Origin of the sequence: Curtobacterium sp. TC1, from assembly GCF_019844075.1 — a bacterium.
GTDB lineage: Bacteria > Actinomycetota > Actinomycetes > Actinomycetales > Microbacteriaceae > Curtobacterium.
The window spans coordinates 1,130,074-1,156,825 of the sequence record NZ_CP081964.1 but is presented as its reverse complement, the minus strand read 5'-3'; the positions used below and the strand labels follow the sequence as shown (position 1 = coordinate 1,156,825).

Sequence of the window (26,752 nt, the reverse complement as noted above, 5' to 3'; positions counted from 1 at the left end):
GCGGAACCGCCCTGAGCGTCAGGCGTCGCGGACCGCCAGCACCCGGTGCGGCGATGCCCGTTCCGCCCGCCACCCGCTCGGCAACGTGTCCCGCAGCTCCGCCAGGGTGAAGGACCGGCGGATCGACCGCAGACCGTCGACCCGGACGAAGGTCCCAGCGGACACCAACGGCGACGCCAGCGCGTAGGCGTGGTACGCCTCCCGTGACCGACGGATGTCCGAGTGCACGCTGCGGCCCGACGCCAACGCAGCGGAGTCGGCGAGGAAGCCCGTCCGCTCGTCGTCTCCCAGGTGGTGCAGCACGTGGTTCGACACGACGACGTCGAACCGCTCCCCCGCCGCCACCAGGTCACCGCTCGACTGCTGCCGGAAGCTGACGCCCCGCGGCGCCCGTCGGTTCGCGGCGTCGATCGCCCGCGGGTCCGGGTCGACCCCGACGACCTCGACGTCGAACCCGTCGCTCGCCGCCCACCGCACGACGGCCCGGGCCAGGTCGCCGCCACCGCACCCGAGGTCGAGCACCCGTCCGCGGCCGGTGACCGGCAGGGCCGGCACGACGTGCGTCCGCCACGCCGATCGCCACCCGCTCACCAGGGCGTTGACGAGCGCGAACCGCCGGAAGGTGCGCGCCAGCGCGCGCGGATCGCAGTCCGGGTCGTCCATGAGCTCGGTCAGGTCGAGCGCACGGGTGCGCAGGTCGAGGACCGGGAGGCCCGTGGAGCCGCCGTCGGGACGGCTCACGTGCGCACCATGGTCAGTCGCGCGCTCTCGACGGTGAGCCCGGGGCCGAAGGCGAGCGCCACCACGGGTGCCCCGTCCGGGACGCCGGCGTCGACGGCTTCGCGGAGCACGAACAGCACGGTCGCACTCGACATGTTCCCGTGGTCGCGCAGGACCGTGCGACTCGCAGCGATCGCCGCGTCCGGCAGGTCGAGCGCCTGCTGGGTCCGGTCGAGGATCGCGCGGCCACCGGGGTGCACGGCCCACACCGGCACGTCGGCGGCGGGACCGTCGAGCAGCGACGCGACGGCTTCGGCGACGCTGGTGCCGACGAGCTTGGGCACGGCGGTGCTCAGGACCATCTCGAAGCCCTCGTCGCCGATGTTCCACGCCATCTCGCCGGCGCTCTCGGGCACGACGGCGGTGGCGAACGCGTCGAGGCGCAGGCCGGGACCGTCGGCCGTGACGACGGCGGCCGCGGCGCCGTCGCCGAAGACGCTGTTGGCGACGACCTGGTCGGGGTCGTCGCTCGCGCGGACGTGCAGGGTGCAGAGTTCGGCGCAGACGACCAGCACGACGGCGCCCGGGTCGGCCTCGGCGAACGCGGCGGCGATCCGCAGGGCCGGGAACGCCGCACAGCAGCCCATGAACCCGATGTGGTGGCGGAAGACGGCGCGCGGCAGCCCGAGCGCGGTCACGATGTCCAGGTCCGGACCGGGTTGCGTGAAGCCCGTGCACGACACCGTGACGACGTGCGTGACCGAGGCGGCGTCCACGTCCGCACGATCGAGGGCGTCACGAGCGGCGTCGACGAACAGCGCCGGTGCGAGCTCGCGGTACCGGTCGTTGCGGGTGCCGGTCGACGGCGAGTGGAGGGCGCCGTACGCGTCACGGAAGGCGCCGGCGGGTCGTTCGCGGTCGAGCTCGTCCAGCACGGTGTGCCGGTGGTCGACCGCCGAGGCGTCGAAGGCTGCGGGGACGAGCCGCCGACCGAGACGACCGAGCTCGGGCTGCGCGGCGAAGAGATCCCGCACCGCAGCCTGCTCGAGCGTCGTCTCCGGGACGGCGGTTCCGATGGCGCGGATCGTTGCGGACACGACTCATCCTGTCACCGGGTCGCTGACGCGTCCCCAGGATCGACGGGAGGCGCGGTGCCAGCCGGCACCGCGCCTCCTGTCCGTCAACGGATCCGGTCTACGACTGCTGCGCGCGCTCCAGCACCAGCTCGCGCACGCGGGCGGCGTCCGCCTGGCCCTTCATGGCCTTCATCACGGCGCCGATGATGGCGCCGGCGGCCTGGACCTTGCCGTCCTGGATCTTGGCGAGCACGTCGGGCTGCGCGGCGAGCGCCTCGTCGACCGCGGCGGTGAGCGCCGAGTCGTCGGACACGACCTTGAGCCCGCGGGCCTCGACGACCTGGGCCGGCGAGCCCTCGCCGGCGATGACGCCCTCGAGCACCTGGCGGGCCAGGCGGTCGGTCAGGTCACCGGACTCGACGAGCGCGATGACCTCGGCGACGTGCTGCGGCGACACGAGGTCGCCGGGCTCGGCGTCCTGCGCGTTCGCGACGCGGCTGATCTCACCGGTCCACCACTTGCGCGCGGCCTGCGGCGCGGCTCCGGCGGCGACGGTGCCCTCGACCTGGTCGAGCAGCCCGCCGTTCACGACGTCCTGGAACTCCAGGTCGGCGAAGCCCCACTCGCCCTTGAGACGACGGCGGCGAGCCACCGGTGCCTCGGGCAGGGACGCTCGGAGTTCCTCGACGACCGCGGGGTCCGGCACGACCGGCAGCAGGTCGGGCTCGGGGAAGTAGCGGTAGTCGTCGGCGTCCGACTTCGGACGGCCGGCCGACGTGCGGCCGGTGTCCTCGTGCCAGTGGCGGGTCTCCTGCGTGATGGTGCCGCCGTCGGCCAGGATCGCGGCCTGGCGCTGGATCTCGTAGCGGATCGCACGCTCGACGGCACGGAAGGAGTTGACGTTCTTCGTCTCGGTGCGGGTGCCGAGCTTCTCCTGGCCGCGGGGGCGCAGCGAGATGTTGGCGTCGCAGCGCAGGTTGCCGCGTTCCATGCGGGCCTCGGAGACCCCGAGTGCCCGGACGAGGTCGCGGATGACCTGCACGTACGCGGCACCGAGCTCGGGAGCGCGGTGCTCGGCGCCGAAGATCGGCTTCGTGACGATCTCGACCAGGGGCACCCCGGCGCGGTTGTAGTCGACGAGCGAGTACTCGGCGCCCTGGATGCGGCCGGTGGCACCGCCGACGTGCGTCAGCTTGCCGGCGTCCTCTTCCATGTGGGCGCGCTCGATCGGCACGTTGAAGATCGTGCCGTCCGCCAGTTCGACCTCGACCTCGCCCTCGAACGCGATGGGCTCGTCGAACTGCGAGACCTGGTAGTTCTTGGGGTTGTCCGGGTAGAAGTAGTTCTTCCGGGCGAACCGCGACGACTCGGCGATCGAGCAGCCGAGCGCGAGCCCGAGCTGGATCGAGTACCGCACGGCCTGCGCGTTCACGACCGGCAGCGACCCGGGCAGCCCGAGGTCGACCGGCGTCACGTTCGTGTTCGGCTCGCCACCGAAGAAGTTCGGTGCGTCCGAGAACATCTTGGTCTTCGTCGCGAGCTCGACGTGCACCTCGAAGCCGAGCACCGGCTCGTAGCGCTCCAGTGCTTCGTCGAAGTCCATGAGCGCGTCCTTCTGCGCCATCAGATCACACCTTCCTGCGCAGCCGACTGCTGACTCTGGTCGAGGTCCGGGATCCGGTCGATGAGCGGGGCACCCCACTGCTGCTCGAGCAGACGTTCGAGCGCCGCACCGTAGCGGTACAGGCGGGCGTCCTCGCGCTGCGGGGCCATGAGCTGCACGCCGACGGGCAGGCCGTCCTCGGGCGCCAGGCCGTTCGGGATGCTCATGCCGGGCACGCCCGCCAGGTTCGCGGGGATCGTGGTGAGGTCGTTGAGGTACATCGCGAGCGGGTCGTCGATGCGCTCACCGATCGGGAACGCGGTCGTCGGGGCCGACGGGCTGATGAGCAGGTCGACCTGTTCGAAGGCGGCCTGGAAGTCCCGCTGCACGAGCGTGCGGACCTTCTGCGCCGAGCCGTAGTACGCGTCGTAGTACCCGGCGCTCAGGGCGTAGGTACCGAGGATGATGCGACGCTTCACCTCGGGCCCGAACCCGGCTTCGCGCGTGGCGGCCATGACGTCCTCGACGGTGGCACCGTTCTCGGGCGTGACCCGGAGTCCGAAGCGCACCGAGTCGAACTTCGCCAGGTTCGACGAGGCCTCGGCCGGCAGGATCAGGTAGTAGGCGCTGATCGCGTAGGCGAAGGACGGGGCGTCGATCTCGACGACGACCGCACCGGCCGACTCGAGCAGGGCGACGGTCTCCTGGAAGCGCTGGGTGACCCCGGCCTGGAAGCCGTCGCCACCGGCCAGCTCCTTGACCACGCCGACGCGCAGGCCGCGCAGCGTGTCCGCCTGCAGCCCTTCGCGAGCGGCGGCGGCCATCGACGGCCAGGCGTCGGGGATCGAGGTGGAGTCGCGCGGGTCGTGCCCGCCGACGACGTCGTGCAGGAGCGCGGCGTCGAGGACGGTGCGCGCGACCGGGCCGATCTGGTCGAGGCTGGACGCCAGGGCGATCGCGCCGTAGCGGCTCACCCCGCCGTAGGTCGGCTTCACGCCGACGGTGCCGGTGACGGCGCCCGGCTGGCGGATCGAGCCGCCGGTGTCGGAACCGAGTGCGATGGGTGCCTCGTGCGCGGCGACGGCAGCGGCCGAGCCACCGCCGGAGCCGCCGGGGATGCGGTCGAGGTCCCACGGGTTGTGGGTCGGACCGTACGCCGAGAACTCGGTGGTCGAGCCCATCGCGAACTCGTCCATGTTGGTCTTGCCGAGCGGCACGAGGCCGGCGGCTCGGAGCTTGGCGACCGGGGTGGCGTCGTACGGCGGCACCCAGCCCTCGAGGATCTTCGAGCCCGAGGTCGTCGGCATGTCCTGCGTGCACAGGACGTCCTTGATCGCGATCGGGACACCGGCGAGGGGCCCGAGGTCGTCGCCGGCCGAACGGCGCGAGTCGATCGACTTCGCGACCGCGATGGCGTTCTGGTTGACGTGCAGGAAGGCGTGCACGTCGCCGTCGACCGCGGCGATGCGGTCGAGGTGGGCCTGCGTGGCCTCGACGCTCGAGACGTCGCGTGCCACGAGGGCGTCGGCGAGTGCTGCGGCGCTCATGCGCGTGATGTCGGTCACTGTTCTTCTCCCAGGATCGCGGTCACTCGGAACCGTTCGCCGTCGGAGTCGGGCGCCCCGGAGAGCGCCTGCTCCTGTGTCAGCGTCTGGCCGACGACGTCGGGTCGGGTGACGTTGCCGAGCGGCACGGGGTGGCTCGTCAGCGGGACGTCGTCGGTCGCGACCTCGGCGACCTTGGCGACGCTCTCGACGATGTGCGACAGCTCCCCGGTCAGCTTCTCGATCTCGTCGGGCGTGAGTGCGATACGCGCGAGGTTCGCCAGGTGCGCGACCTGCTCGCTCGTGATGTCAGGCATGGTGCTCCGTCGATCGGTTCGTGGGATGTCCGACAGTCTATTGGCCCGAGCAGTCACTTCCCGTTCTGGTCGCCCGCTGCCGGAGCCGCCGTGGCAGCGGGAGCCGCCGGTGCTGCCGGAGTGGAAGGAGCAGTCGGCTGCGTCGGCGTGGTCTGCGTCGTCTGGTCGCCCTGCGAGGCCCCCTGTCCAGACGAGGATCCCGAGGACGACTGCGAGGACTGCGACTGCGACTGCGACGCGTGGCTGGCCTGCCCGATCATCGCCTGGCTCGGAGCGGGCAGCGCGTCCCCACCGACCGTCTGGTCCAGGTACGCCATCATCGACTTCCCGACGCCGAACTTCGCGCTGTACCCGGTGGTCCCCTGCAGGAACGGCCAGTTCGCCAGGCTCACGTTCCCCTGCACGTTGCCGATCCAGGTGGCGTTCGTGTACTTCGTCGACGACGCCACGAGCCAGTTCTGCACGTCGCCGTCGGTCGTGCCGGTCTTCGCGAACTTCGGCACGCTGTCGCCCGGGTTCGCGCTGGCTGCGGTGCCGGAGCCCGACAGCACCCCCTGCAGCGCGTAGTCCACGGTGCCGGCGACGTCCGCCGAGACGCCCTGCGTGCAGGACGACGGCGTCGGGGTGATCTTGGTGCCGTCCGACTCGGTGACCGAGTCGATGGCGGTCGGCGTGCAGACGACACCGCCGTTCGCGAAGCCCGCGTACGCCTCGGCGAGGTCGATCGGCGACAGCTCGTTGACGCCGAGGATCGACGAGGGGGTCTGCCCGAGGGCACCGCCGTCGGCGCGGTGGATCCCCATCGACTGGGCGAGCTGCGCGATCTTGCAGAGGTCGAGCTGCTTGCCCATCGCGCCGAAGGCGGTGTTGATCGACTCGACGGTGGCGGCCTGCACGGTCATCGAGGCCGGCACGGACTCGGCGTTCGCGACGGGCCACGTCCCGCCACTGACGTTCTGGCAGGAGTTGGTGAACTCCGAGTTCTGGAAGGTGTGCTCGGTGGTCGACACCGATTCGGACAGGGTGTGGCCGGTCGCGAGCCACTCGGCCAGGGTGAACACCTTGTAGGTGGACCCCGTCTGGAACCCTCCGGAGTTGCCGTACCCGGAGTCCGCGCTGTAGTTCACCGCGGTCGACCCCGCTGCGGCGTTGTCCCCCTGCGTGTACGACGTGTTCTGCACCATCGACATGATGCGTCCGGTGCCGGGCTCGACGGTGACGTTCGAGCCGCCGACGTCGACGCCGGCCATCGTGGACGGCACGTAGGTCGACAGCGCGGTCTGCGCCTGGCTCTGCAGGTCGAGGTCGAGCGAGGTGTGGATCTGCAGGCCCTTGGTGTCGAGGGTCGCGATGCGTGCTGCGGCGGTCTTGCCGAACGCCGGGTCCTGCAGCACCTGGTCGCGGACGTAGTCGCAGAAGTAGCCGGCGTCCTCGTTCGTCGCCGCGGTCGAGCAGCCGTTCGCGGTCTCGGTGATCTTCGGCGTGACCGGCGTCGCGATCGCCTTCGTCATCGCGGCCTTCGTGATCGACCCGTGCGCCTGCATCCGGCGGAGCACGTAGTCGCGGCGCTCCTTCGTCAGCGCGTACCCGTTGGCCGAGCCGTTGTCCTTGTCGCTCGGTACGTCGATGCGCAGGTTCGACGGGTTGTTGAGGATCGCCACGAGCGTCGCCGACTGCACGAGCGACAGGTCCTTCGCGTGCACCCCGAAGTAGTACTCGGCACCGGCCTCGGCGCCGTAGACCCGGCCGCCCAGCCCGACGATGTTCAGGTACCCGGTCAGGATGTCGTCCTTCGAGTACTTCTTGTTGACGGCGATCGCGTACCGCATCTCCTGCAGCTTCCGCTGCGGGGTGACGCCGGCCGCGTCCTGGTAGCAGGCCTCCACCTTCTTCGCCGTGGCGGCCTGGTCCTTGCCGGTGAGTTCCTCGCACTGCTGCACGAGGACGTTCTTGACGTACTGCTGGGTGATGCTCGACCCGCCCTGGACGTCGCCGCCGACGACGGTCGCGGCGACTCCGCGCAGCGTGCCGAGGACGTCGATGCCGCCCTCGTCGTAGTACCGGGGGTCCTCGGTGTCGATCGCGGCCTGCTTGAGCGTGTCCGCCATCTGGTCGGCTGTGACGTTCGTCCGGTTCTCGGCGTAGAACGACGCGATCTTGACCTGCTTGCCGCCCTTCGTCGCGTACACCGACGAGACCTGCTGCGGCGTCTGCACGTCGAGGTAGCTCGGCAGGTCCTCGAAGAACGCGACCGCTCCGGAGGTGCTCTCACCCGCGACGGCGACCGCCGGCGTCACCGCGACGGCGACGAGCATGCCGGCGAGCACGGACATCACCACGAACATCAGGAGAGCACCAGGCCATCGCACCACACGCATGCCCCGAACCGTAGGGAGGCGGGCTGTACTGGTTCTGCCGTGGAACCGACTGAGGCTGCGCCGTCGCTCAGGTTGCCGCTCAGGCACCACCCGACGCGGGTCGCGATCCGCGCGCGGTCGCGGATCCGACCGGGAGGCCCGGCGCACGCCCGGCACGTCGGCCACCGGTCACGATCCGGTCACGTCCAGGGCCGCACCGCGTCAGTCGCGCGGCTGCAGGTCCTGTGGACGGACCAGGTACATGTCGATCGACGCCCCGACGACGCCGTCGTCACCGGTGCTGCCACGTCGGACCTGCTCGCGGACGAGGTCGCCGCGGCCGACGCCGATCAGGGCGACGTCGTGCAGCGACGCGGTCCCGGGCTTGAGGTAGTCGTTGTGCCCGACCGGACGGCGGAACAGGTCGCCGGCGGCCAGCGCGTCGGCCCCGCCGGCCAGGTCCATCACGGTGGCGCCGAAGGACGCACCGCCGGGATCCGTGCCGTAGTACCCGGACCCCGCGATCGGGTCGCTGTGCGCGACGCCGACGAACACCTCGTCCGAGGCGACGGCCAGCTCCGCCGACGACCGGACGTCGCTGCCCGGCGACCCGAGGACGGTGAGGGTGTCGGCACTCATCCGTCCGGAGGCGAGCGCCATGAGCGCCGTGGTCGACCCGTAGGAGTGCGCCACGATGTTCAGCCGGGGCTGGTCGCCGTCGCGGATCTGCCGCAGACCGTCGACGGTGCGCTCGAGTCGCTGTGCTCCGGTGTCGGCGAGGCTGAGCGACATGATGTTCGACAGGTCGGGCGTGCGGTAGCCCATCCACGCCACGACGGCGACGCCGGACCCGTCACCGGAGCCACCGGCTGCCAGCGGTGCGAGGGTCGCCTGCTCGCTCGCCAGGTCGTTGGCGGTGTTCGTGAAGTCGGCCATCTGCCCCGTCACGGTGAAGAACATCCCGGGCACGATGACGGTGACGTCCGCCGCCGTGTCGAGGTCGCCGATGCTGATCGCCGCTCGTCCCGCTGCCCGGGTGTCGAGCGTGACGAGGAACCGCTGCGGGTCACCGGGCTCGCGCCGCAGCGAGTCCCGTACCTGTCCGAGCATCGCGGCGTGGGCGGCAGTCGTGTCGTGGTCGGCGAGGCCGCTGGCCAGGGTCGACCGGTTCGCCCGGTCGCGCACGGCGTAGGGCACGCCCTCGAGGTTGCCGACGATCGAGGGCGCGTGCGCCAGGAGCGTGTCCTGTTCGTCGGCGTCGAGCCCCGCCCACCACTGCGCGACGACGGCCGCGGCGGGTGGGTCGTCCTGTGCGGTCGCCACCACGCGTCGGTCGTCCGCGGCACGGCGCAGGGCACCGGCGCCGAGGGTGCGGAGGTCGTCGAGGAAGGCGCGTCCGTGCGCGGTCGCGACGGTGTCGACGTCGATCTGTCCCCCGGTCATGACCGGCTGGGGCACCGCGTGGCGTTCGGAGACCAGCGCGACCGTCACGGTGGCCGTGGTGGCGTGGGACGGAGGCGCGACGGGGGCCTCGATCACTCCGAGCGAGTGCATCGAGGCGGTGAGCAGAGCCGCGGCGATGAGCAGCAATCGGGTCTCCCCCTGGAAGGCCGTCCCGCCGTCCCCCTGCAGACGACGGGTGATGCTCTGTCGAGTGTAAGGAGAAAGCCCGAGGATCGGTCATGCGCGTTGCAACTTGTCCCCCGAACTGGGTGCGTCGGACGGCGCGCCGCGGCGGGCGGACACGTCGACGGCGTGCTCGCGGTCGGGCTCAGGACTCGGCCGTGGTCTCCTCGGGTTCGGGGAGCGCGCTCGGGCCCTGGGTCACGAGCAGGTGGAACTGCTCGGCGTCGATGATCCGGAGGCCCAGCTGCTCGGCCTTCGTGAGCTTCGAACCGGCCCCGGGGCCCGCGGCCACGAAGTCGGTCTTCTTGCTCACGCTCGACGCCGCCTTGCCCCCGGCGGTGATGATCGCCTCCAGCGCACCTTCTCGTGTGTACCCCTCGAGCGATCCGGTGGCCACGACCGTGACACCGCTCAGGACACCGCCCTCGACCGCAGCACCGCCGGGGCCGGGGTGGTCCGGCGTGGTGAACTGCACGCCCGCCGCCGTCCAGCGGTCGATGATCTCGCGGTGCCAGTCGACCTCGAACCACGCGAGCAGGGCGTCGGCGATGATCCCGCCGACACCGTCGACCGCGGCGAGCTCCTCGCGCGAGGCGGCGCGGATCCGGTCGAGGGAACCGAAGTGGTTCGCGAGCGCCCGCGCCGCGACCGGTCCGACGTGGCGGATGCTCAGCCCGACCATGATGCGCCAGAGCGGTTTCGTCTTGGCCGCGTCGATGTTCGCGAGCATCTCGAACGCGTTCTTCGAGGGGTAGCGGCTCGGCTCGCCGGTGTAGTCGGCACCGCGGGCGTCGGCGTCGAACGGCGGGTCGGTCTTCTTGCGCGCCCGGCTGAACGGGGTCACGCGCTTCGGGGCGCCGGCGTCGTCGACCTTCTCCATGCCGGTCTCGGCGTCGCGCACGATCACCTCGATCGGGACGATGTCCTGCATCGTCAGGTCGAACAGCCCGGCCTCGGTCACGAGCGGCGGGGTCTCCGGGTGCAGCGGTTGCGTGAGCGCTGCGGCTGCGACCTCGCCGAGGCCCTCGATGTCGAGCGAGCCGCGCGAGGCGATGTGCTCCACACGACCGCGGACCTGCGCCGGGCAGCTCTTCGCGTTCGGGCAGCGGAGGTCGATGTCGCCTTCCTTCGCGGGGGCGAGCTCGGTGCCGCACTCCGGGCAGTGCGTCGGCATCACGAACTCGCGCTCCGTGCCGTCGCGCAGGTCGACGACCGGCCCGAGGACCTCGGGGATGACGTCGCCGGCCTTCCGCAGCACGACGGTGTCGCCGATCAGGACGCCCTTCGCCTTGACGACCTGCTGGTTGTGCAGGGTGGCCTGGCGCACGACCGAGCCGGCCACCTCGGCCGGGGCCATCACGGCGAACGGCGTCGCACGACCGGTGCGGCCGACGCTCACCACGATGTCGGTGAGCGTCGTGTGGACCTCTTCCGGCGGGTACTTGTAGGCGATCGCCCACCGGGGGGCCCGTGACGTCGAGCCGAGTTCCTCGTGCAGGGCGAGGTCGTCGACCTTGATCACGACGCCGTCGATCTGGTGCTCGACCGAGGCGCGGCGGTCACCCGTCGAGCGGACGAAGGCGTTCACCTCGTCGATGGTGTCGAAGACCCGGTAGTGGCTGCTCGTCGGCAGCCCCCACGTCTCGAGCAGCTCGTACACCTCGGACTGCGAGCGGACGTCGGTCTCCTGCTCGAGTTCGCGCACGGGCCACGCGCCGATGCCGTGCACGAGCATCCGCAACCGCCGGAGCCGGTCGACCATGAGCGCGCGCTTCGCCTCGGACTTGCCCTCTTCCTTCTGGCGGAGGGACCCGGCGGCGGCGTTGCGCGGGTTGGCGAAGACCCGTTCCCCCGCCTCGCGCTGGTTCGCGTTGAGCTCGTCGAACTCGGCGACCGGGAAGAAGATCTCGCCGCGGACCTCGACCAGGGGCGGGTGGCCGGTGCCCGACAGGCGGTCCGGGATCGTGCCCATCGTCCGGACGTTGCCGGTGACGTCCTCGCCGACCACCCCGTCACCGCGGGTCGCCGCCGACACCAGCCGGCCGTGCTCGTAGCGCAGGTTGATCGCGAGGCCGTCGATCTTCAGCTCGGTCAGGAAGCGGACGCGCTCGGCACCGGCGTCGCGCTGCACCTTGAGGGCCCACTCGGTCAGCTCGTCCGGGCTGAACACGTTGTCGAGCGAGAGCATGCGCTCGGCGTGCTCGACCGGCGCGAACTGCGTGGTCTGCGCCTGGCCGCCGACGGTCTGGGTGGGGCTGTCCTCGGTCAGGAGCTCCGGGAAGCGATGCTCGATCGCGTCGAGCCGCCGGACCAGCACGTCGTAGTCGGCGTCGGCTTCGGGCGAACCGTTCTCGCCCTGGTAGTAGGCCTGTCGCAGCTCGTTGATGCGTGCCCGCAGCCGGTCGACCTCGCGCCCGGCCTGGGCGGCGTCGAGCCCGTCGGGGTCGATGGTCTCGAACGTGGCGTCGGTCTCGCTCATGCCCTCAGTTCTACCGCGTGCCACCGACGCGGCGTGCAGCGAGGCCGCCGCCCGGGAGCGGCGGTCTCAGGCGCCGACGGGGACGGCGCTGACGGTGCTGTCGATCGTGCACTGTCCGAGCACCCGCGTGCCGACGTAGACCACGGCCGTCTGCCCGGGTGCGACCCCGTGCAGCGGCTCGTCGACGTCGATCACGAGCACGTCGTCCTGCACCCGCGCGGTCGCGGGCACCGGGTCGGCGTGCGCGCGGATCTGCACGTCGCAGGCGAACGGTGTCGCCGGGTCGGCCGGGGCCGTCCCGGCCCAGGTGAACCGCGAGCCCGACATCGACGTCACGGCGAGGGCTTCCTTCGGCCCGACCACGACGGTGTTGTCCTTCGGGCGGATCTCGAGCACGAAGCGCGGCTTGCCGTCCGGCGCCGGGCGACCGAGGGCGAGGCCCCGTCGCTGACCGACGGTGTAGCCGGTCGCGCCCTCGTGCGAACCGACGACCGTGCCGTCACGCTCGACGACCTTGCCGGGCGCCGTGCCGACGCGGTCCGCCAGCCAGCCGCGGGTGTCGCCGTCCGGGATGAAGCAGATGTCGTACGAGTCCGGCTTCTGCGCGACCGTCAGGCCACGCTCGGCGGCCTCGGCCCGGACCTCGTCCTTCGACGGGGTCGCCCCGAGCGGGAACATCGCGTGCTGCAGCTGCTCGGCGGTCAGGACCCCGAGCACGTAGGACTGGTCCTTCGCCCACGCGGCCGACCGGTGCAGTTCGCGCGAGCCGTCCGGTCCGGTGACGATCGAGGCGTAGTGCCCGGTCGCGACGGCGTCGAAGCCCAGGGCCAGGGCCTTCTCGAGCAGGGCGGCGAACTTGATGCGCTCGTTGCACCGCATACAGGGGTTCGGGGTGCGCCCGGCCTGGTACTCGGCGACGAAGTCGTCGACGACGTCCTCCTTGAACCGGGCCGAGAAGTCCCACACGTAGTACGGGATGCCGAGGGCCGCAGCAGCGCGCTGGGCGTCCATCGAGTCCTCGATCGTGCAGCACCCGCGGCTGCCGGTGCGGAGCGTGCCCGGCATCCGGCTCAACGCCAGGTGCACCCCGACCACGTCGTGCCCGGCGTCGACCGCCCGGGCAGCAGCCACCGCCGAGTCGACCCCACCGCTCATCGCCGCCAGAACACGCATGCCTCCAGGGTAACCCGCCGACGAAGGGGTACCGCTGGCGTACCGTTGTGGTGCGATGGCCACGACGGGGAACGACTCATTCGACTTCCGGTCCGTCCTGTTGTCCGGCTTCTTGCCGGCGGCACTCTTCGCGATCGGCGAGGGCGCGATCATCCCGATCATCCCGATCGCTGCCGACTCGCTCGGGGCGACCCTGGCGTTCGCGGGCTTCGTCGCGTCGCTCATCCTGGTCGGCGAGCTCATCGGCGACGTGCCGTCCGGCATCGTCGTCGCCCGGATCGGCGAGCGGAACGCCATGATCGGCGCCGCCCTGGTGTCGGTCGGCGGACTCGTCGTCTGCACGACCGCGGCGAACGCGTGGGTGCTGGCGCTCGGGGTGTTCCTGGTCGGTGTCTCGACCGCGGTGTTCGCACTGGCCCGGCACGCCTACGTGACCACGGCGATCCCCGTCCGCATCCGCGCTCGGGCGCTCTCGAGCCTGGGCGGGGTGTTCCGCTTCGGGTACTTCGTCGGGCCGTTCCTCGCCGCCGGCGTGATCCACCTGACCGGCACCACCGCCAGCGCCTTCTGGATCCACGTCGTGTGCTGCCTGGCGGCGGCGACCGTGCTCCTGGTGCTGCGCGACCCCGCGACGGGCGCGCGCGGTCTGCGGATGCCGCCACGGGCCTCCCGGTCGGGGTCCGACGCGACCGGCGTGACGGAGCCGTCCACCGACACCGGAGCGGTCTTCGTCGAGAAGGAGGCGCACGGGCTCTTCCGCACCATCCGCGCGAACGGCGCCGTCCTGCTGCGGCTCGGCAGCGGCGCCGCGCTCATCGGCGCCATGCGTGCCGGACGCCAGGTGATCCTGCCGCTCTGGGCGGTGAGCGTCGGGCTCGACGACTCGACGGCGGCACTGGTCATCGGCATCGCCGGCGCCGTCGACTTCGCGCTGTTCTACACGAGCGGCCAGATCATGGACCGCTGGGGCCGCTTGGCGAGCGCACTCCCCTGCATGCTCGGGTTGAGCATCAGCTACTTCCTGCTCGCCTGGAGCGGGCACCTCGACGCACGCGTCGGCTGGTTCGTCGGCATCGCGATGGGCATGTCCCTCGCGAACGGCGTGGGCTCCGGCATCCTGATGACGCTCGGCGCGGACCTCGCCCCACGCGACGACCCGGCGCCCTTCCTCGGAGCCTGGCGGTTCACCGGCGACTTCGGGTCGGCCGCGGCACCGCTCGTGATCTCGGGGGTGACGGCCGTCGCGACGATCGCGGTGGCCAGCGGCGTGATGGGCGTGCTCGGCCTGATCGGCGCCGGCGTGCTGCTGCGCTACGTCCCCCGGTACCTGCCGCGGCAGCTCCGCTGACGCGCGCGGCGCGTACCGCGCACCGCGCGCCGCGCTGCCGGCGCACGGTGCGCGTTCCGCGACTCCGTGCGAGGTTCCCCGCTCCGTGCGCGACTGCTGCGGTGCACGGAGCGAGGAAGCCCGCACCGGGTGACGTCCGGCGCACCGTGCGCACGTGCGGGCCACTGCCCGGGAGGCCCGGCGCACCTCCGTCACGAACACCGCACCGTGTCGACGGGGTCACCCACAACGCCGCTGGTCGCTCCGTGCACGCCTGCTGCGGTGCACGGAGCGACCAACCCCGCACCGGATGACGTCCGGCGCACCGTGCGCACGCACCGACGTCCGCCGAGCAGGGACCGATCGGTAGACTGCCGCTGCTCGCGGGAGTGGTGGAATCGGTAGACACGCAGGATTTAGGTTCCTGTGCCCCAGGCGTGAGGGTTCGAGTCCCTCCTTCCGCACGGACGGTTGCGTGCTCGCGCATCTCATACCGCGGAGGGACGTCCGCGACATCGGCGGACGGTACCCTCGTCGTGCGGGTGACCCTCCCGTCACCGCATCTGCACGACCGGAAGAGACATGCACTCCGTCGCACTCGCCCTGATCCCATGGCTGGATCCGCAGTACATCCTCGACCACTTCGGGGCCGTCGCCGTGCTCGTCGTCTGCGCGATCGTCTTCGCCGAGACCGGTCTGCTCATCGGCTTCATCTTCCCCGGCGACAGCCTGCTCGTCATCACCGGCCTGTTCGCGTTCGACCGCGGCGGCGAGATCGGCGGCATCCCGATCTGGGTCGCGGCCCTGATGATCGGCGCCGCGGCGTTCCTCGGCGGGGAGCTCGGGTACTACATCGGCAAGAAGGCCGGTCCGCCGATCTTCGAGCGCAAGGAGAGCGGTCTGTTCTCCAAGGCGAACGTCGAGCGGACCAACGCGTTCTTCCACCGGTTCGGTCCGCTCGCGGTGATCCTGGCGCGCTTCGTGCCGGTCGTCCGCACCTTCGCGCCGATCGCCGCCGGCGTCGGCCGCATGGACTACAAGAAGTACTCGCTCTACAACGCGATCGGCGCCGTCGTCTGGGGTGTCGGCGTGACGTTCCTCGGGTACTTCATCGGGCACATCCCGTTCGTCGCCCACATCGTGCGCGAGTACATCGACATCATCCTGCTGGCCGCGGTCGTCGTGACCGTCGTGCCGATGGCGCTGACCTACATCCGGAACGCCCGCAAGGCGAAGAAGCACGAGCACCAGGTCGAGTCGACGGCCGTCGACCCGCAGCTGTAGCTGTCGCCGGACCGAACACGACAGGCCCACACCGTTCGGTGTGGGCCTGTCGTCGTCGCAGGTGGGCGGTTCAGAGCCCGAAGTGCTCCCGCACGATCGGCGCGATGCCGCGGAACGCTTTGCTGCGGTGCGAGAGCGCGTTCTTCTCCTCGCGGGTGAGCTCGGCCGACGAGCGGTCGGCGTCGTCCGGCCGGAACACCGGGTCGTAGCCGTGGCCGCCGTCGCCGACGGGTTCGGTCAGCACCTCGCCGTTCCACACCGCCTCGACGACGTGCTCGAACCCGTCGGGCGTCACGAAGGCGGCAGCGCACACGAAGGCGGCGGTGCGCTCCACGACGCCCTCGAGGTTCTGCAGCAGCAGCGCGATGTTGTCGGCGTCCGACCGGGTGCCCGCGTACCGCGCCGAGTGGATGCCCGGCGCACCGTCGAGCGCGTCGACCGCGATGCCGGAGTCGTCGGCGAGCGCCGGCAGCCCGGTGTGGGCGACCGCGGCACGGGCCTTGATCAGGGCGTTCGCGGCGTAGGTGTCGCCGTCCTCGACCGGTTCGGGGCCGTCGTAGCCGACGAGCTCGACACCCTCGCCCAGCGCCGACCCGAGGATCTCGCGCAGCTCGACGACCTTGCCCTGGTTGTGGGTGGCCAGCACCACCTCGCGGGTCGTCACGCCAGGCCCAGGGCCGAACGCTGGATCGACGCGAGCGACTGGTTGCCGGCCAGGCCCAGGTCGAGCAGGACGTTCAGCTCGTCGCGGTCGAACGGTGCGTGCTCGGCAGTGCCCTGCACCTCGATGAACTTCCCCGACCCGGTCGTGACGATGTTCATGTCGGTGTCGGCGGCGGAGTCCTCGGTGTACGCCAGGTCGAGCATCGGCTCGCCCGTGACGATGCCGACCGAGATCGCCTGCACGCTGTCGGTGAGCGGGGTGGCCTTCTTCGCGATGAAGCCCTTGCCGCGGCCCCACTCGATCGCGTCGACCATCGCCACGTAGGCGCCGGTGATCGACGCCGTGCGGGTGCCCCCGTCGGCCTGCAGCACGTCGCAGTCGATGACCAGGGTGTTCTCACCGAGGGCCCTCGTGTCGACCACGGCACGGAGCGAGCGCCCGATCAGGCGGGAGATCTCGTGCGTGCGTCCGCCGACCTTGCCCTTGATCGACTCGCGCTGCATGCGCTCGTTCGTCGACCGCGGCAGCATCGAGTACTCGGCGGTGACCCAGCCGGTGCCCTTGCCGGCGAGCCAGCGGGGCACGCCGTTCGTGAACGAGGCGGTGCAGAGCACCTTGGTGTTGCCGAACGAGATGAGCGCGCTGCCCTCGGCCTGCGTGCTCCAGCCCCGCTCGATGGTGACGGGGCGGTGTTCCTCGGCCTGGCGGCCGTCGATGCGGGTGGTCATGGTGTCCTTTCGGTCCGGCCGGGAGGCGCGGTGCGGTTCGACGGAGCGGGCGGCGGCGAGCGGCTGGTCGCCGCTCAGGGCCGCCCACGGGGCAGCGTGATGGCGCCGGTCTCGAGGTGGCCGACGCGGACGATCTCGGGGCCGAGGAACCGGCGGGCGAGCCGCAGGAACCCGTCCTCGTCGTCGCCGGTCGACTCGAACGAGTACGTCGGAGCGGTGGTGGTGGTGCGTTCGAGGCCGTGCTCGACGAGCCGGCGGTAGACGTCGCTCGCGGTCTCCTCGGCACTCGACACCAGGGTGACGTCCGGGCCCATCACGTACTGGATGGCCGCGGACATCAGCGGGTAGTGGGTGCAGCCGAGCACGAGCGTGTCGACGTCGGCGGTGCGGATCGGGTCGAGGTACCCGGCGGCGACCTCGCGCAGTTCCGGTGACGAGGTGTCCCCCGCCTCGACGAACTCGACGAACCGCGGGCACGCCGCCAGGGCGAGGGTGACGTCCGAGGCCACCGCGAAGGCGTCCTCGTAGGCGCGCGACGCGATGGTGCCGACCGTGCCGATGACGCCGATGCGCCCGGTCCTGGTCTGTTTCACGGCGGCGCGGGCGGCGGGCTGGATGACCTCGACCACCGGGATGCCGTACGCCTGCTCGTACCGTTCGCGGGCGTCGCGGAGCACGGCGGACGACGCCGTGTTGCAGGCGATGACGAGGGCCTTGACGCCCTGTTCGACCAGGTCGTCCATGACCTCGAGCGCGTAGCGGCGGACGTCGGCGATGGGCTTCGGGCCGTACGGCGAGTGCAGGGTGTCGCCGACGTACCGGATGCTCTCGCGCGGCAGCTGGTCGATGATCGCGCGGGCCACCGTGAGCCCGCCGACCCCGCTGTCGAAGACTCCGATCGGTGCATCCGTCACGGTGACCAGCGTACCGACGCTCGCAGTAGTGTCGGGGAGGTGACCAGCGCGCTCCTGACGGACCAGTACGAACTCACCATGGTCGACGCGGCCCTGAAGGACGGGACCGCCCACCGGCGCTGCGTCTTCGAAGTGTTCGCCCGGCGGCTGCCCGACGGCCGCCGGTACGGCGTGGCCGCCGGCCTCGGGCGGTTCCTGACCGCCCTCGGCGACTTCCGCTTCGGCGACGACGAGATCGGGTTCCTGCGCGACCGCGGGGTCATCGACGCGGGCACCGCGTCGTTCCTCGCCGACTACCGCTTCACGGGCGACGTCCGGGCGTACCGCGAGGGCGAGGTGTACTTCCCGAACTCCCCCATCCTGCAGATCGAGGGCACGTTCGCCGAGGCCGTCGTGCTCGAGACGCTCGCCCTGTCGGTGTTCAACGCCGACTCCGCCATCGCCTCGGCGGCCGCCCGCATGGTCTCCGCCGCCGACGGCCGCCCACTCGCCGAGATGGGGTCGCGCCGCACCGGCGAGTGGAACGCCGTCGCCGCCGCACGGGCCGCGTACATCGCCGGCTTCGGCGCGACGAGCAACCTCGAGGCCGGCCGCACCTGGGGCATCCCGACGATGGGCACGGCCGCGCACGCGTTCACCCTGCTGCACGACTCCGAGGAAGCGGCGTTCCGTTCGCAGCTCGACGCCCTCGGCAACGGCACGACCCTGCTCGTCGACACGTACGACATCGAGCAGGCCGTGGAGACCGCCGTCCGCCTGACCGACGGCAAGCTCGGCGGTGTCCGGATCGACAGCGGCGACCTGCCGTCCGTCGTGGCGGCGGTCCGGGCGCAGCTCGACCGCCTCGGCGCGACGGGCACGAAGATCACCGTCACGAACGACCTGGACGAGTACACGATCGCCGCGCTCCGGGCCGCCCCGGTCGACTCGTACGGCGTCGGCACCTCGGTCGTCTCCGGCTCCGGACACCCCGCCGCCGGCATGGTCTTCAAGCTCGTGGCGCACCGGTCCGCCGACGGCGACGACTGGGTCGCCGTGGCGAAGAAGTCGGCTGACAAGGCCTCGATCGGCGGGCGGAAGGAAGCCGGGCGTCGCCTGCGCAACGGTGTCGCCACGGCCGAGGTCGTGCTGACCGCCGGGCAGGTCGGCCCCGACGAGCGCGCCCTGCTCGTGCCCGTCGTCACCGGCGGCGAGGTGGACCCGGCGTTCCTCGGGGTGCAGGGCGTCGAAGCCGCTCGGGCACACCACGAGCGTGCCAAGGCCGAGCTGCCGGCGGACGCCGCGCGCATCGGTCGCGGCGACCCCGCGATCCCGACCCTGGTGATCTAGCGCGCCGCTGCGCATCGCTTCGTGAGCAGAAATGGTCGGGTCCCCGAAGGCGACCCGACCATTTCTGCTCACGATCCGCGGACCGCGTCTACTCGGCCTTCATCTTCTCGTAGATGGCCTTGCAGTCCGGGCAGACCGGGAACTTCTCCGGGTCGCGGCCCGGGATCCACTTCTTGCCGCACAGTGCCTTGACCGGCTTGCCGGACATCGCCGACTGCAGGATCTTGTCCTTCTTGACGTAGTGCGAGAACCGCTCGTGGTCGCCGGGTTCGATCGCTTCGTCTTCGAGGAGCTTCTCGAGCTCCCGGTCCATCACGTCGAGGCCGCCGCCTGGTTCCGTCATGCTCATGGGTCCAGGGTACGACGGTCTGCGCTCGGGCGCGCTGCGCTCCCTGCGCGCGCTCCGGAACGCTAGTTGCGCTGCGCCGCCGCCAGCAGGTCCGGTCCGCGTCGGTCGAACAACCGACCACCCGCGACGATCCCGGTGACGAGCACGACCACGCCGACCCCGATGCCGACGGAGAGCGTCAGCATCGACCACGGCTCGGCGCCGCGGACGAAGGCGAGCACCGCGAGCCACGCGGCCGGGACGGTGCAGAGCACGATGCCGATCACCATCATCGACTGCGCGACCGTCGCCGTCACCCCGGCGGCCTGCGGCTGCTGGAACGGGTGGTCCCCCGGCCGCACGGTCGGGTAGGGCAGCAGGACGGACACGACGCTCGACAGCCCGAGTCCGGACAGCAGCGCGCTGGCGCTCACGCCGATCAGCAGCGGGAACGCCGTCCAGTCGTCGGACAACCAGGCGGACAGCGCCGAGCCGGCCACGATCGCCGGCGCACCGACGACGAGCACCGGGACGACGCGGCCCAGGCGGTCGCTCCACCCGGGAGCCCCGGAGGCGACGTGCAGCCACACCGCGGTGTTGTCGTACGAGACGTCGTTGTGCGGCAGGAACCCGGCGATCAGCGCCATCAGCGGCAACGGCACGAGCGCCGTCCAGTGCCACGGCACGCCGGCGACCCCGAGCGGGATGACGACGAGCGGGACGAACAGGATGATCAGGTACGAGGTGCGGTACCGCGGGTCGCGGACCCAGTAGGTCAGGGCGCGGGCGGCGACGGCGGCGACCGGGGTCGACCCGAGCCGGTCGAACCAGCCGAGCCCCTGGTACCGCCGGGTCCGGGCGCGACCGTCGACGGTGTCGAGCGCGCGACCGACGAGCGCCCACCACGCCCAGGTCAGCAGGGCGACGACGGCGATCGCGACGAGCAGCTTGAGGAACCCGGTCACGACGTGGCCGCTGGCGACCTCGGCGGGCACGGCCCAGGCGGCGCCCCACGGCGTCCAGCCGGCGACGTCCGCGACGCGCTGCATCTCGGCGCCCTCGGGATCGAGCCAGTCGACGCGGAGCAGCAGCGACACCGCCGGGATCGCGAGCACGATGATCACGAGCGCGACGAGCCAACCGGCGTCACGGGACCGGTGCGGACCGATCAGCCGCGAGCCGACGGTGCAGCACACGCGGACCAGGAGCGCGCACGTGGCGATCGCCAGCAGCCCGCCGACGACCGCGAGCACACCGGTACCGGCGTCCCGCGCCCAGACCACGGACTGCGCCGCCGCCACGACGACGACCCCGGTGACGGGGATGCCGATCAGCCCGGCGACGACGAGGCCGACCGCGAGCGTGCGCCGGCGGATGCCGAACACCGCGAAGCGCCGCGGGTCGAGCTGGTCGCTCCGGCCGACCACGAGCGGGACGACGGTGAACGCGAACGCGATGAGCGTGCCGACCGGCACGGTGACCGCTCGGGCCGTGTCGGGGTCCGCCGACCGCAGTGCGACCGTCTGCGTCGCGACGAAGACGGCGGCGAGGAGTCCGACGAGACTGCCGAGCACGACGAACACGGACCGGCGGGCGCTGCCGCGGACCTCGCCCGCGAGCAGGTCGGCCCTCAGCCGGAGAAGCTGTGCAACCATTCCATGCTCTCTGCCACGACGCGGCCGCCCGCGAGTTCGACGAACTTGTCCTCGAGGCTCTTGCGACCGCGCACCTGGGCCATCGTGCCCGAAGCGAGGACCTTGCCGCCGACGATGATGGCGACGGAGTCGCACGTGCGCTGGACGAGCTCCATGGAGTGGCTGGAGAGCACGACGGTGCCGCCACCGCGCGTGTACCGGCGCAGGATGTCGGTGATGGTCGCGGCGCTCACGGGGTCGACCGACTCGAACGGTTCGTCGAGCACGAGGACCCGCGGCGAGTGGATGAGGGTGGCGGCCAGGGCGATCTTCTTCGCCATGCCCACCGAGTAGTCGGCGACCTGGCGGCCGAGTGCCTCGCCGAGCCCGAACGCCTCGGCCAGGTCGGTGCTGCGCTCGCGCGCGGTGGCGCCGTCGAGGCCGCGCAGGGTGGCCGAGTAGTAGAGCAGCTGCGCGCCGGTGAGCCGGTCGAACAGCCGCAGGCGGTCCGGCAGCACGCCGAGGCTCCGCTTGGCGGCCGTGGGGTCGGCCCAGACGTCGTGGTCGAGGACGGTGACGGAACCGGCGTCGGGACGCAGCAGTCCGGTGATCATCGACAGGGTGGTCGTCTTGCCGGCGCCGTTGGGGCCGACCACGCCGAAGATCGAGCCCTGGCGGATCTCGAGGTCGACCTCGTCGACGGCGAGCGTCTGCCCGTACCGCTTGACGAGGCCGTTCGCGGCGAGCACGACGGGCTGCTGCTGCTGCTGCGGGGCCTTCGTGGCAGTGGCCCGGGGTGCGCGCTTCTTGGCGGCGGGGCCGGTCGCGGCGCCCGCCTCCGCTGCGCCCGTCTCCGGTGCGTCCGCCTCGGGTGCGGCAGTCGCCGGTGCGTCCCCGGTCGAGTTCGTCGCGTCGCTCGCGGTCGGACCGGGAGGCACGCTGCCGGTCGCCCCGTCGGCCTTCGCCGGTCGCTTGGTGCGCTGCTTCGTGGTGCGCGCCTTGGCGGGTCGGGCGCCGGTGGTGGTCGTCGGGGCCGCTGCCGCGGCACGCGCCGCGGGACCGGGTACGGCAGCCGACTCCGGCTCGGCGGCCGGATCGGGTTCGGTGGTCGCGGGTTCGGTGGTCGTGGTGTCGGTGGCCGTGCTGTCGTCGGTCATCTCGTCATCAACGGAGGCGTCGCGCGCATCCGGTTCCCCCATGTCGTCGTCGTCGGCGTCGTCCCCCGCCGCGGCGTCACGCTCGTCGGCGTCGCTCGCTTCGGTCATCCAGGCAGCGTCGGTCGTGGCGTACACGTCCTCGTTGTCTGCTCCGGCGGCCATCGCCCAACCGTACCAACGCTCTCCGGACAGCGGGGAACCGCCTGCTCCAGTGTCACGAAATGAGTACGAAGCGCCGCTGACCTACCCCTTGAGCGGGTGTTTCCGTATCATTCACCAGGGCACGAAGGAGTGTTCACCACTTGGAAACCTGCTCCGGCGGGCTCTCCGACACCGCACAGCGGCAGGCCCGACGGGTCCGCGGCGTCTGGTTCTCGGCGAACTCGGACGTTCCGCGAGCAGACTCGACGAGGCCCGCCCGTGCCCCAGGGCGCGCGGGCGGACACCAGAAGGGACCAGCATGACCACGCAGATCGTGATCCTCGCAGCGGGGATGGGGAGCCGTCTCGGCCGCAGCCTGCCGAAGCCGCTCACGGAGCTCAGTGACGGCCGCACCATCATGCAGCAGCAGTTCGACAACATCCGCGCCGCGTTCGGTTCGAGCGCCCGCGTGACGATCGTCGTCGGCTACAAGTCGGAGCACATCGTCGAGGCCTTCCCCGACGCGTCCTTCGTCTACAACGAGTCCTACGACTCCACCAACACCTCGAAGAGCCTGCTCCGCGCCCTCAAGGCGACCGGCAAGAGCGGTGTCCTCTGGATGAACGGCGACGTGGTCTTCGACCCGATGGCGCTCGTCCGTGCTGCGGACATGATCGACGAGGACCACTCGTTCGTCAGCGTCAACACCGACAAGGTCTCCGACGAAGAGGTCAAGTACACCGTCGACGCCGAGGGCTTCATCCACAAGCTCTCCAAGCAGGTCGTCGGTGGGCTCGGCGAAGCCGTCGGCATCAACTACGTCTCGGCGAACGACAAGCAGGCCCTCATCCGCCAGCTCGGGCGCGTCGACGACCAGGAGTACTTCGAGGGCGGCATCGAGGCTGCCATCGCCGAGGACGGGCTACGCTGGTCCCCGATCGACATCTCCGACCTGTACGCGGTCGAGATCGACTTCGCCGAGGACCTCGAGCGCGCGAACAACCTGTTCGCCTGAACCTCCGTCAGGACCCCTTCGGCGGTTCCGCCCGAAGGGAAACCGTGACCACAGCGAGCGCGCCGACCGTGCCCGCGGCTGCCGCACCAGCGGCGACCCGGAGCGCCGGTCGGCGGTATCGTCATGCGCTCTGGTTGCTGACCGTCCGCGACCTGCGGGTGCGGTACTCGACCTCGGCGCTCGGCTACGTCTGGTCGATCCTCGACCCGCTCGTGATGTCGGCGATCTACTGGTTCGTCTTCACCCAGGTGTTCCACCGCGGTTCCGTCGGCGAAGACCCGTACATCGTCTTCCTGCTCTCCGCGCTGCTGCCGTGGATGTGGTTCACGGGCGGCGTCTCGGACTCCACGCGGGCGTTCATCAAGGAGTCGAAGCTCATCCGCTCGACGACGATCCCCCGCACCATCTGGGTCGCGCGGATCGACGCATCGAAGGGCATCGAGTTCCTGCTGAGCCTGCCCGTGCTGGCCGCGTTCGCGATCGCGACCGGTGCGCACCTGCACTGGCAGGTCGTCTTCTTCCCGGTGGCGATCGTGCTGCAGTGCGCGCTCGTGTACGGCCTCGGCCTGATCGTCGCACCGCTCGTCGTCTTCTTCCGCGACCTCGAGCGCGCGACCAAGCTCGTCCTGCGGTTCCTGTTCTACGCATCGCCGATCATCTACGGCACGCACGCGCTGCCCGACGCCCTGCGCCCCATCGCCGCGGTCAACCCGCTCACCGGCGTCTTCGGGATGTACCGGGCGGCGTTCTTCCCGAGCCAGCTCGACTGGTTCGAGGTCGGCGCATCGGTGGTCATCACGGGCATCGTCCTCGTGATCGGCTTCGCGGTCTTCCGCCGGAGCGAGCACCGCGTGCTGAAGGAGCTGTGATGACCGCCACCGACCAGACCCGACGCACCGAGACCGTCGCCCCGGTGATCTCCGTGCGCGACGCCGGCATCTGCTTCAAGCGCAACCGGCGGGCGAGCCGCAACTTCAAGGACCTCTTCGCCGGACGAGGGCGCCGCAAGCGCGCCGACGAGTTCTGGGCCCTCCGCAACGTGTCGTTCGACGTCCGCCCCGGCGAGGCGATCGGCGTCGTCGGGCGGAACGGTCAGGGCAAGTCCACGCTCCTGAAGCTCGTGGCCCAGGTGATGCTGCCGGATGAGGGACGGGTCGACGTCGGCGCCGGTGTCGCACCGCTCATCGAGATCACCGGCGGCTTCGTCGGCGACCTGTCCGTCCGCGACAACGTCTACCTCACCGCCGGCCTGCACGGCATGTCGCGTGCCGAGATCCGTGCCGCCTTCGACGAGATCATCGCGTTCGCCGAGATCGCGGACTTCGTCGACACCCCGTACAAGCACCTGTCGAGCGGCATGAAGGTGCGCATCGCCTTCGCGGTCATCTCACGGCTCGACGAACCCGTCATCCTGGTGGACGAGGTCCTCGCCGTCGGCGACAAGGCCTTCCGCGAGAAGTGCTACAAGCGGATCGAGGAGCTCCTGGCCGGCGGCCGGACGCTGTTCTTCGTGTCCCACAGCGACAAGGACCTGCGCCGCTTCTGCGACCGCGGCCTGTACCTCGACAAGGGCCGGCTGCAGCTCGACGGCACCATCGAGGAAGCTCTCGCGCAGTACTCGGCCGACTACGGCGTCTGAACGGCTGGGGCACTCCCCCTCCACAACCCGGGCACCACGCTCCCCCTCCACAGCGACGGGACCCGCGCGCCACACCAGGGCCCCACCGTCGGACCCTCCCCCTACCGTTCCCCCCATGCACCACCCAGCACCCGCGTACGCCGTCCCGTTCACCATCGACCGCTCGCAGGCCCCGCGCCGCTACGACCTCGTCAACACCGGGGACGAACCGGTCGACGGACTCACCCTCACGCACCTGGGCACCGGCTACAGCCCACCACTGGCGGTCCGCCGGCTCGAGCCCGGTCGACACCTGTCCGTCGCCGTCTTCGGCGCCGATCCGCAGGACACCGGCGTCGTCATCGTCCGCTGGCGACGCCCGGACCGGTCCGAGTACCTCTGGCGGATGTCACTCGTCGGCCCCGGCCTGCACCCGTGACCACGTCGAGACGGGGGTCAGCGCTCCCCACGCTCGGCGGCGACGGTGCGCCAGCGCTCGAGCAACCACTCGACGGCGGCGTGGAACCGGGCCGTCGCGGCGCCGGGCGTGGTGTCGCCGAAGTACTGCGCCACCCAGTGCTGCAGCTTGGCGAGCTCGGCGGCGTCGCCCAGGGCCGCGTCGATCCGTGCGAGCACCGACGACGCATCGGCCGCGGTCAACCAGTTCGCATCGCTCAGGTACCCGCGCTCGTCGACGTCGGCCTCGGGCGACACCGGCCGGGTCACGATGAGCGGCTTGCCGACCGCCAGTCGGTCGTAGATCATCGCGCTGATGTCGGTGATCGCCACGTCGGCGTCCGCCAGCTGCCAGCCGAGTTCCCCGCCGGTGTCGTGGACGTGGTGGGCGGACGGGTCGGCCGTGTTCGCCGCCGCGATCGCCGCGACGATCCGCTCGTGCGCCGCGCGGTAGGTCGGCTCGAGCACGCCGCTCCGCGGGTGGGGTCGGTACACCAGGCGGTGCCGGGGCGATGCGAGCACCTGCTCGGCGATGGTGGTGCCGTGGGACGCGATCGACCCGTAGGCAGCGGCGCCCCGGTCGCCCTCCCACGTCGGCGCGTACAGCACGACGGTGCGGTCGTCGTCGGGGTAGGGGGCAGCGCCGGCGAAGTGGTCGGCCTGGGGACGACCGATCGCGATGGTCCTGGCGTCGAGGTCGTAGTCCCACAGGGCCTCGGCGAGCCGACCGCGCGCGGCGTCACCCGCGATCAACGCGTAGTCGTACGCCTTGAACTGGTTCGTCGTCATGTACATCTTGTCGCTCTCGCCGTGGTTGACGAAGACGTGCCACATGCGCCCGTACCGCATCATCTGGAAGTTGCGGGCGTTCTGGTTGACGTACAGCACCACCTTCGGCGCCTGCGTCTCGACGAAGTGCTCCAGGTCGACGACCTGGCGGGCGTACACGGCGGGGACGGGCGACTCGTCGATCAGCGTCGTCATCGTGCCGGGGCTGCGCGCGATGATCGCGACCGGGTGGGTCTTCGCCAGTTCGGCCAGCGGTGCGTACCACTGGCGCACCTGGTACATGTTCACGGGGCCGTCGGCGAAGTACACCGCGATCTCGATCGTGCCGGGTGCCGGCACCGCGACCGAGGGCAGACGACGCGCGAGTTCGCGGCGGCTCCGGCGCGAGGCGAGCAGCCGCTGGGCCAGGCGCACTGCGGTCCGCAGGTCACTGGTGATCGGCATGCTCTGTCTCCCGTTCTGCGGTGGCGGTG

23 protein-coding genes and 1 tRNA gene are annotated in these 26,752 nt (G+C 71.4%); 8 read left to right on the top strand and 16 right to left on the bottom strand.

Annotated features, from left to right (window positions below):
- Positions 1-18 precede the first annotated feature (18 nt).
- The 9 genes from KZI27_RS06600 to mnmA form a co-directional block, all read right to left on the bottom strand.
- Positions 19-741 carry a methyltransferase domain-containing protein gene (locus KZI27_RS06600; protein WP_222660052.1) on the bottom strand — a complete coding sequence of 241 codons (723 nt, stop codon included), beginning with the start codon at positions 739-741 and terminating at the stop codon, positions 19-21.
- The gene (locus KZI27_RS06595; protein ID WP_222660051.1) at positions 738-1,817 is read right to left on the bottom strand and encodes a type III polyketide synthase; all 1,080 of its coding nucleotides are present in this window, start codon (positions 1,815-1,817) and stop codon (positions 738-740) included. The genes KZI27_RS06600 and KZI27_RS06595 overlap by 4 nt, the downstream gene beginning before the upstream one ends.
- A 97-nt stretch (positions 1,818-1,914) precedes the next feature.
- The gene (gene gatB / locus KZI27_RS06590) at positions 1,915-3,420 is read right to left on the bottom strand and encodes an Asp-tRNA(Asn)/Glu-tRNA(Gln) amidotransferase subunit GatB (protein WP_222660049.1); all 1,506 of its coding nucleotides are present in this window, start codon (positions 3,418-3,420) and stop codon (positions 1,915-1,917) included.
- Positions 3,420-4,964 carry an Asp-tRNA(Asn)/Glu-tRNA(Gln) amidotransferase subunit GatA gene (gene gatA / locus KZI27_RS06585; protein WP_222660047.1) on the bottom strand — a complete coding sequence of 515 codons (1,545 nt, stop codon included), beginning with the start codon at positions 4,962-4,964 and terminating at the stop codon, positions 3,420-3,422. Before gatA ends, gatB begins: the two co-directional genes overlap by 1 nt.
- Entirely contained in the window at positions 4,961-5,260 is a 300-nt protein-coding gene (gene gatC, locus KZI27_RS06580; RefSeq protein ID WP_111085021.1) for an Asp-tRNA(Asn)/Glu-tRNA(Gln) amidotransferase subunit GatC, read from the bottom strand. The genes gatA and gatC overlap by 4 nt, the downstream gene beginning before the upstream one ends.
- Positions 5,261-5,313: 53 nt before the next feature.
- Entirely contained in the window at positions 5,314-7,638 is a 2,325-nt protein-coding gene (locus tag KZI27_RS06575; RefSeq protein ID WP_222660045.1) for a transglycosylase domain-containing protein, read from the bottom strand.
- Between the two features lie 201 nt (positions 7,639-7,839).
- Positions 7,840-9,207: an alpha/beta hydrolase gene (locus tag KZI27_RS06570; RefSeq protein WP_222660043.1), complete on the bottom strand. Its 1,368-nt coding sequence runs from the start codon at positions 9,205-9,207 to the stop codon at positions 7,840-7,842.
- A 181-nt stretch (positions 9,208-9,388) separates the two neighbouring features.
- A complete protein-coding gene (ligA, locus tag KZI27_RS06565; RefSeq protein WP_222660041.1) occupies positions 9,389-11,722 on the bottom strand; it encodes an NAD-dependent DNA ligase LigA in 2,334 nt (777 codons plus the stop codon).
- 66 nt (positions 11,723-11,788) lie between these two features.
- Positions 11,789-12,895 (bottom strand): tRNA 2-thiouridine(34) synthase MnmA, encoded by a 1,107-nt coding sequence (gene mnmA / locus KZI27_RS06560; RefSeq protein WP_222660039.1) that lies wholly within the window; start codon positions 12,893-12,895, stop codon positions 11,789-11,791.
- 55 nt (positions 12,896-12,950) lie between these two features.
- On the opposite strand from mnmA, the gene KZI27_RS06555 reads away from it, so the two are divergent.
- The 3 genes from KZI27_RS06555 to KZI27_RS06545 all read left to right on the top strand — a co-directional run bounded on the left by KZI27_RS06555 (position 12,951) and on the right by KZI27_RS06545 (position 15,506).
- Entirely contained in the window at positions 12,951-14,243 is a 1,293-nt protein-coding gene (locus KZI27_RS06555; RefSeq protein ID WP_222660037.1) for an MFS transporter, read from the top strand.
- Between the two features lie 362 nt (positions 14,244-14,605).
- Positions 14,606-14,686: transfer RNA gene (locus KZI27_RS06550), tRNA-Leu, on the top strand.
- A gap of 118 nt (positions 14,687-14,804) precedes the next feature.
- A complete protein-coding gene (locus tag KZI27_RS06545) occupies positions 14,805-15,506 on the top strand; it encodes a DedA family protein (protein ID WP_222660035.1) in 702 nt (233 codons plus the stop codon).
- A 70-nt stretch (positions 15,507-15,576) separates the two neighbouring features.
- Here the strand turns inward: KZI27_RS06545 and rdgB are convergent, their stop codons facing one another.
- From rdgB to murI, 3 genes are all read right to left on the bottom strand, one after another.
- Positions 15,577-16,170 carry an RdgB/HAM1 family non-canonical purine NTP pyrophosphatase gene (rdgB, locus tag KZI27_RS06540; RefSeq protein WP_222660033.1) on the bottom strand — a complete coding sequence of 198 codons (594 nt, stop codon included), beginning with the start codon at positions 16,168-16,170 and terminating at the stop codon, positions 15,577-15,579.
- The gene (gene rph / locus KZI27_RS06535) at positions 16,167-16,898 is read right to left on the bottom strand and encodes a ribonuclease PH (protein ID WP_222660031.1); all 732 of its coding nucleotides are present in this window, start codon (positions 16,896-16,898) and stop codon (positions 16,167-16,169) included. The genes rdgB and rph overlap by 4 nt, the downstream gene beginning before the upstream one ends.
- 74 nt (positions 16,899-16,972) lie before the next feature.
- Entirely contained in the window at positions 16,973-17,812 is an 840-nt protein-coding gene (murI, locus tag KZI27_RS06530; protein ID WP_222660029.1) for a glutamate racemase, read from the bottom strand.
- A 39-nt stretch (positions 17,813-17,851) separates the two neighbouring features.
- Between murI and KZI27_RS06525 the strand changes: the two genes are divergently transcribed.
- Positions 17,852-19,141, top strand: a complete 1,290-nt coding sequence (locus KZI27_RS06525; RefSeq protein WP_410004024.1) for a nicotinate phosphoribosyltransferase — start codon at positions 17,852-17,854, stop codon at positions 19,139-19,141.
- Positions 19,142-19,229: 88 nt separating this feature from the next.
- Here KZI27_RS06525 and KZI27_RS06520 read toward each other — a convergent pair whose 3' ends face one another.
- The 3 genes from KZI27_RS06520 to KZI27_RS06510 all read right to left on the bottom strand — a co-directional run bounded on the left by KZI27_RS06520 (position 19,230) and on the right by KZI27_RS06510 (position 22,422).
- Complete coding sequence (locus KZI27_RS06520; RefSeq protein WP_123313364.1) at positions 19,230-19,490, bottom strand: DUF3039 domain-containing protein; 261 nt, start codon at positions 19,488-19,490, stop codon at positions 19,230-19,232.
- A 62-nt stretch (positions 19,491-19,552) separates the two neighbouring features.
- The gene (locus tag KZI27_RS06515) at positions 19,553-21,124 is read right to left on the bottom strand and encodes an ABC transporter permease (RefSeq protein WP_222660027.1); all 1,572 of its coding nucleotides are present in this window, start codon (positions 21,122-21,124) and stop codon (positions 19,553-19,555) included.
- Complete coding sequence (locus tag KZI27_RS06510; RefSeq protein ID WP_261784124.1) at positions 21,100-22,422, bottom strand: ABC transporter ATP-binding protein; 1,323 nt, start codon at positions 22,420-22,422, stop codon at positions 21,100-21,102. The genes KZI27_RS06515 and KZI27_RS06510 overlap by 25 nt, the downstream gene beginning before the upstream one ends.
- 298 nt (positions 22,423-22,720) lie before the next feature.
- Here KZI27_RS06510 and KZI27_RS06505 point away from each other — a divergent pair, with 298 nt between their 5' ends.
- The 4 genes from KZI27_RS06505 (at position 22,721) to KZI27_RS06490 (ending at position 25,473) form a co-directional block, all read left to right on the top strand.
- On the top strand, positions 22,721-23,416 hold the full coding sequence (locus tag KZI27_RS06505) for an NTP transferase domain-containing protein (RefSeq protein ID WP_111085011.1): 696 nt from the start codon (positions 22,721-22,723) through the stop codon (positions 23,414-23,416).
- A gap of 44 nt (positions 23,417-23,460) precedes the next feature.
- Complete coding sequence (locus KZI27_RS06500) at positions 23,461-24,285, top strand: ABC transporter permease (protein ID WP_410004023.1); 825 nt, start codon at positions 23,461-23,463, stop codon at positions 24,283-24,285.
- On the top strand, positions 24,285-25,055 hold the full coding sequence (locus tag KZI27_RS06495) for an ABC transporter ATP-binding protein (protein WP_123313362.1): 771 nt from the start codon (positions 24,285-24,287) through the stop codon (positions 25,053-25,055). The genes KZI27_RS06500 and KZI27_RS06495 overlap by 1 nt, the downstream gene beginning before the upstream one ends.
- Before the next feature lie 115 nt (positions 25,056-25,170).
- The gene (locus KZI27_RS06490; protein WP_123313361.1) at positions 25,171-25,473 is read left to right on the top strand and encodes a hypothetical protein; all 303 of its coding nucleotides are present in this window, start codon (positions 25,171-25,173) and stop codon (positions 25,471-25,473) included.
- Between the two features lie 17 nt (positions 25,474-25,490).
- On the opposite strand, the gene KZI27_RS06485 is transcribed toward KZI27_RS06490, so the two are convergent.
- Complete coding sequence (locus tag KZI27_RS06485) at positions 25,491-26,723, bottom strand: CDP-glycerol glycerophosphotransferase family protein (RefSeq protein WP_222660026.1); 1,233 nt, start codon at positions 26,721-26,723, stop codon at positions 25,491-25,493.
- Between the last annotated feature and the right edge of the window lie 29 nt (positions 26,724-26,752).

Bases quoted from the DNA above. Each gene is read 5' to 3' on its own strand.
- gatB (WP_222660049.1), bottom strand. From the start codon at position 3,420: ATGGCGCAGAAGGACGCGCTCATGGACTTCGACGAAGCACTGGAGCGC.
- gatC (WP_111085021.1), bottom strand. From the start codon at position 5,260: ATGCCTGACATCACGAGCGAGCAGGTCGCGCACCTGGCGAACCTCGCG.
- KZI27_RS06575 (WP_222660045.1), bottom strand. From the start codon at position 7,638: ATGCGTGTGGTGCGATGGCCTGGTGCTCTCCTGATGTTCGTGGTGATG.
- ligA (WP_222660041.1), bottom strand. From the start codon at position 11,722: ATGAGCGAGACCGACGCCACGTTCGAGACCATCGACCCCGACGGGCTC.
- mnmA (WP_222660039.1), bottom strand. From the start codon at position 12,895: ATGCGTGTTCTGGCGGCGATGAGCGGTGGGGTCGACTCGGCGGTGGCT.
- KZI27_RS06555 (WP_222660037.1), top strand. From the start codon at position 12,951: ATGGCCACGACGGGGAACGACTCATTCGACTTCCGGTCCGTCCTGTTG.
- KZI27_RS06545 (WP_222660035.1), top strand. From the start codon at position 14,805: ATGCACTCCGTCGCACTCGCCCTGATCCCATGGCTGGATCCGCAGTAC.
- rph (WP_222660031.1), bottom strand. From the start codon at position 16,898: ATGACCACCCGCATCGACGGCCGCCAGGCCGAGGAACACCGCCCCGTC.
- KZI27_RS06520 (WP_123313364.1), bottom strand. From the start codon at position 19,490: ATGAGCATGACGGAACCAGGCGGCGGCCTCGACGTGATGGACCGGGAG.
- KZI27_RS06515 (WP_222660027.1), bottom strand. From the start codon at position 21,124: ATGGTTGCACAGCTTCTCCGGCTGAGGGCCGACCTGCTCGCGGGCGAG.
- KZI27_RS06510 (WP_261784124.1), bottom strand. From the start codon at position 22,422: ATGGCCGCCGGAGCAGACAACGAGGACGTGTACGCCACGACCGACGCT.
- KZI27_RS06505 (WP_111085011.1), top strand. From the start codon at position 22,721: ATGACCACGCAGATCGTGATCCTCGCAGCGGGGATGGGGAGCCGTCTC.
- KZI27_RS06495 (WP_123313362.1), top strand. From the start codon at position 24,285: ATGACCGCCACCGACCAGACCCGACGCACCGAGACCGTCGCCCCGGTG.
- KZI27_RS06490 (WP_123313361.1), top strand. From the start codon at position 25,171: ATGCACCACCCAGCACCCGCGTACGCCGTCCCGTTCACCATCGACCGC.
- KZI27_RS06485 (WP_222660026.1), bottom strand. From the start codon at position 26,723: ATGCCGATCACCAGTGACCTGCGGACCGCAGTGCGCCTGGCCCAGCGG.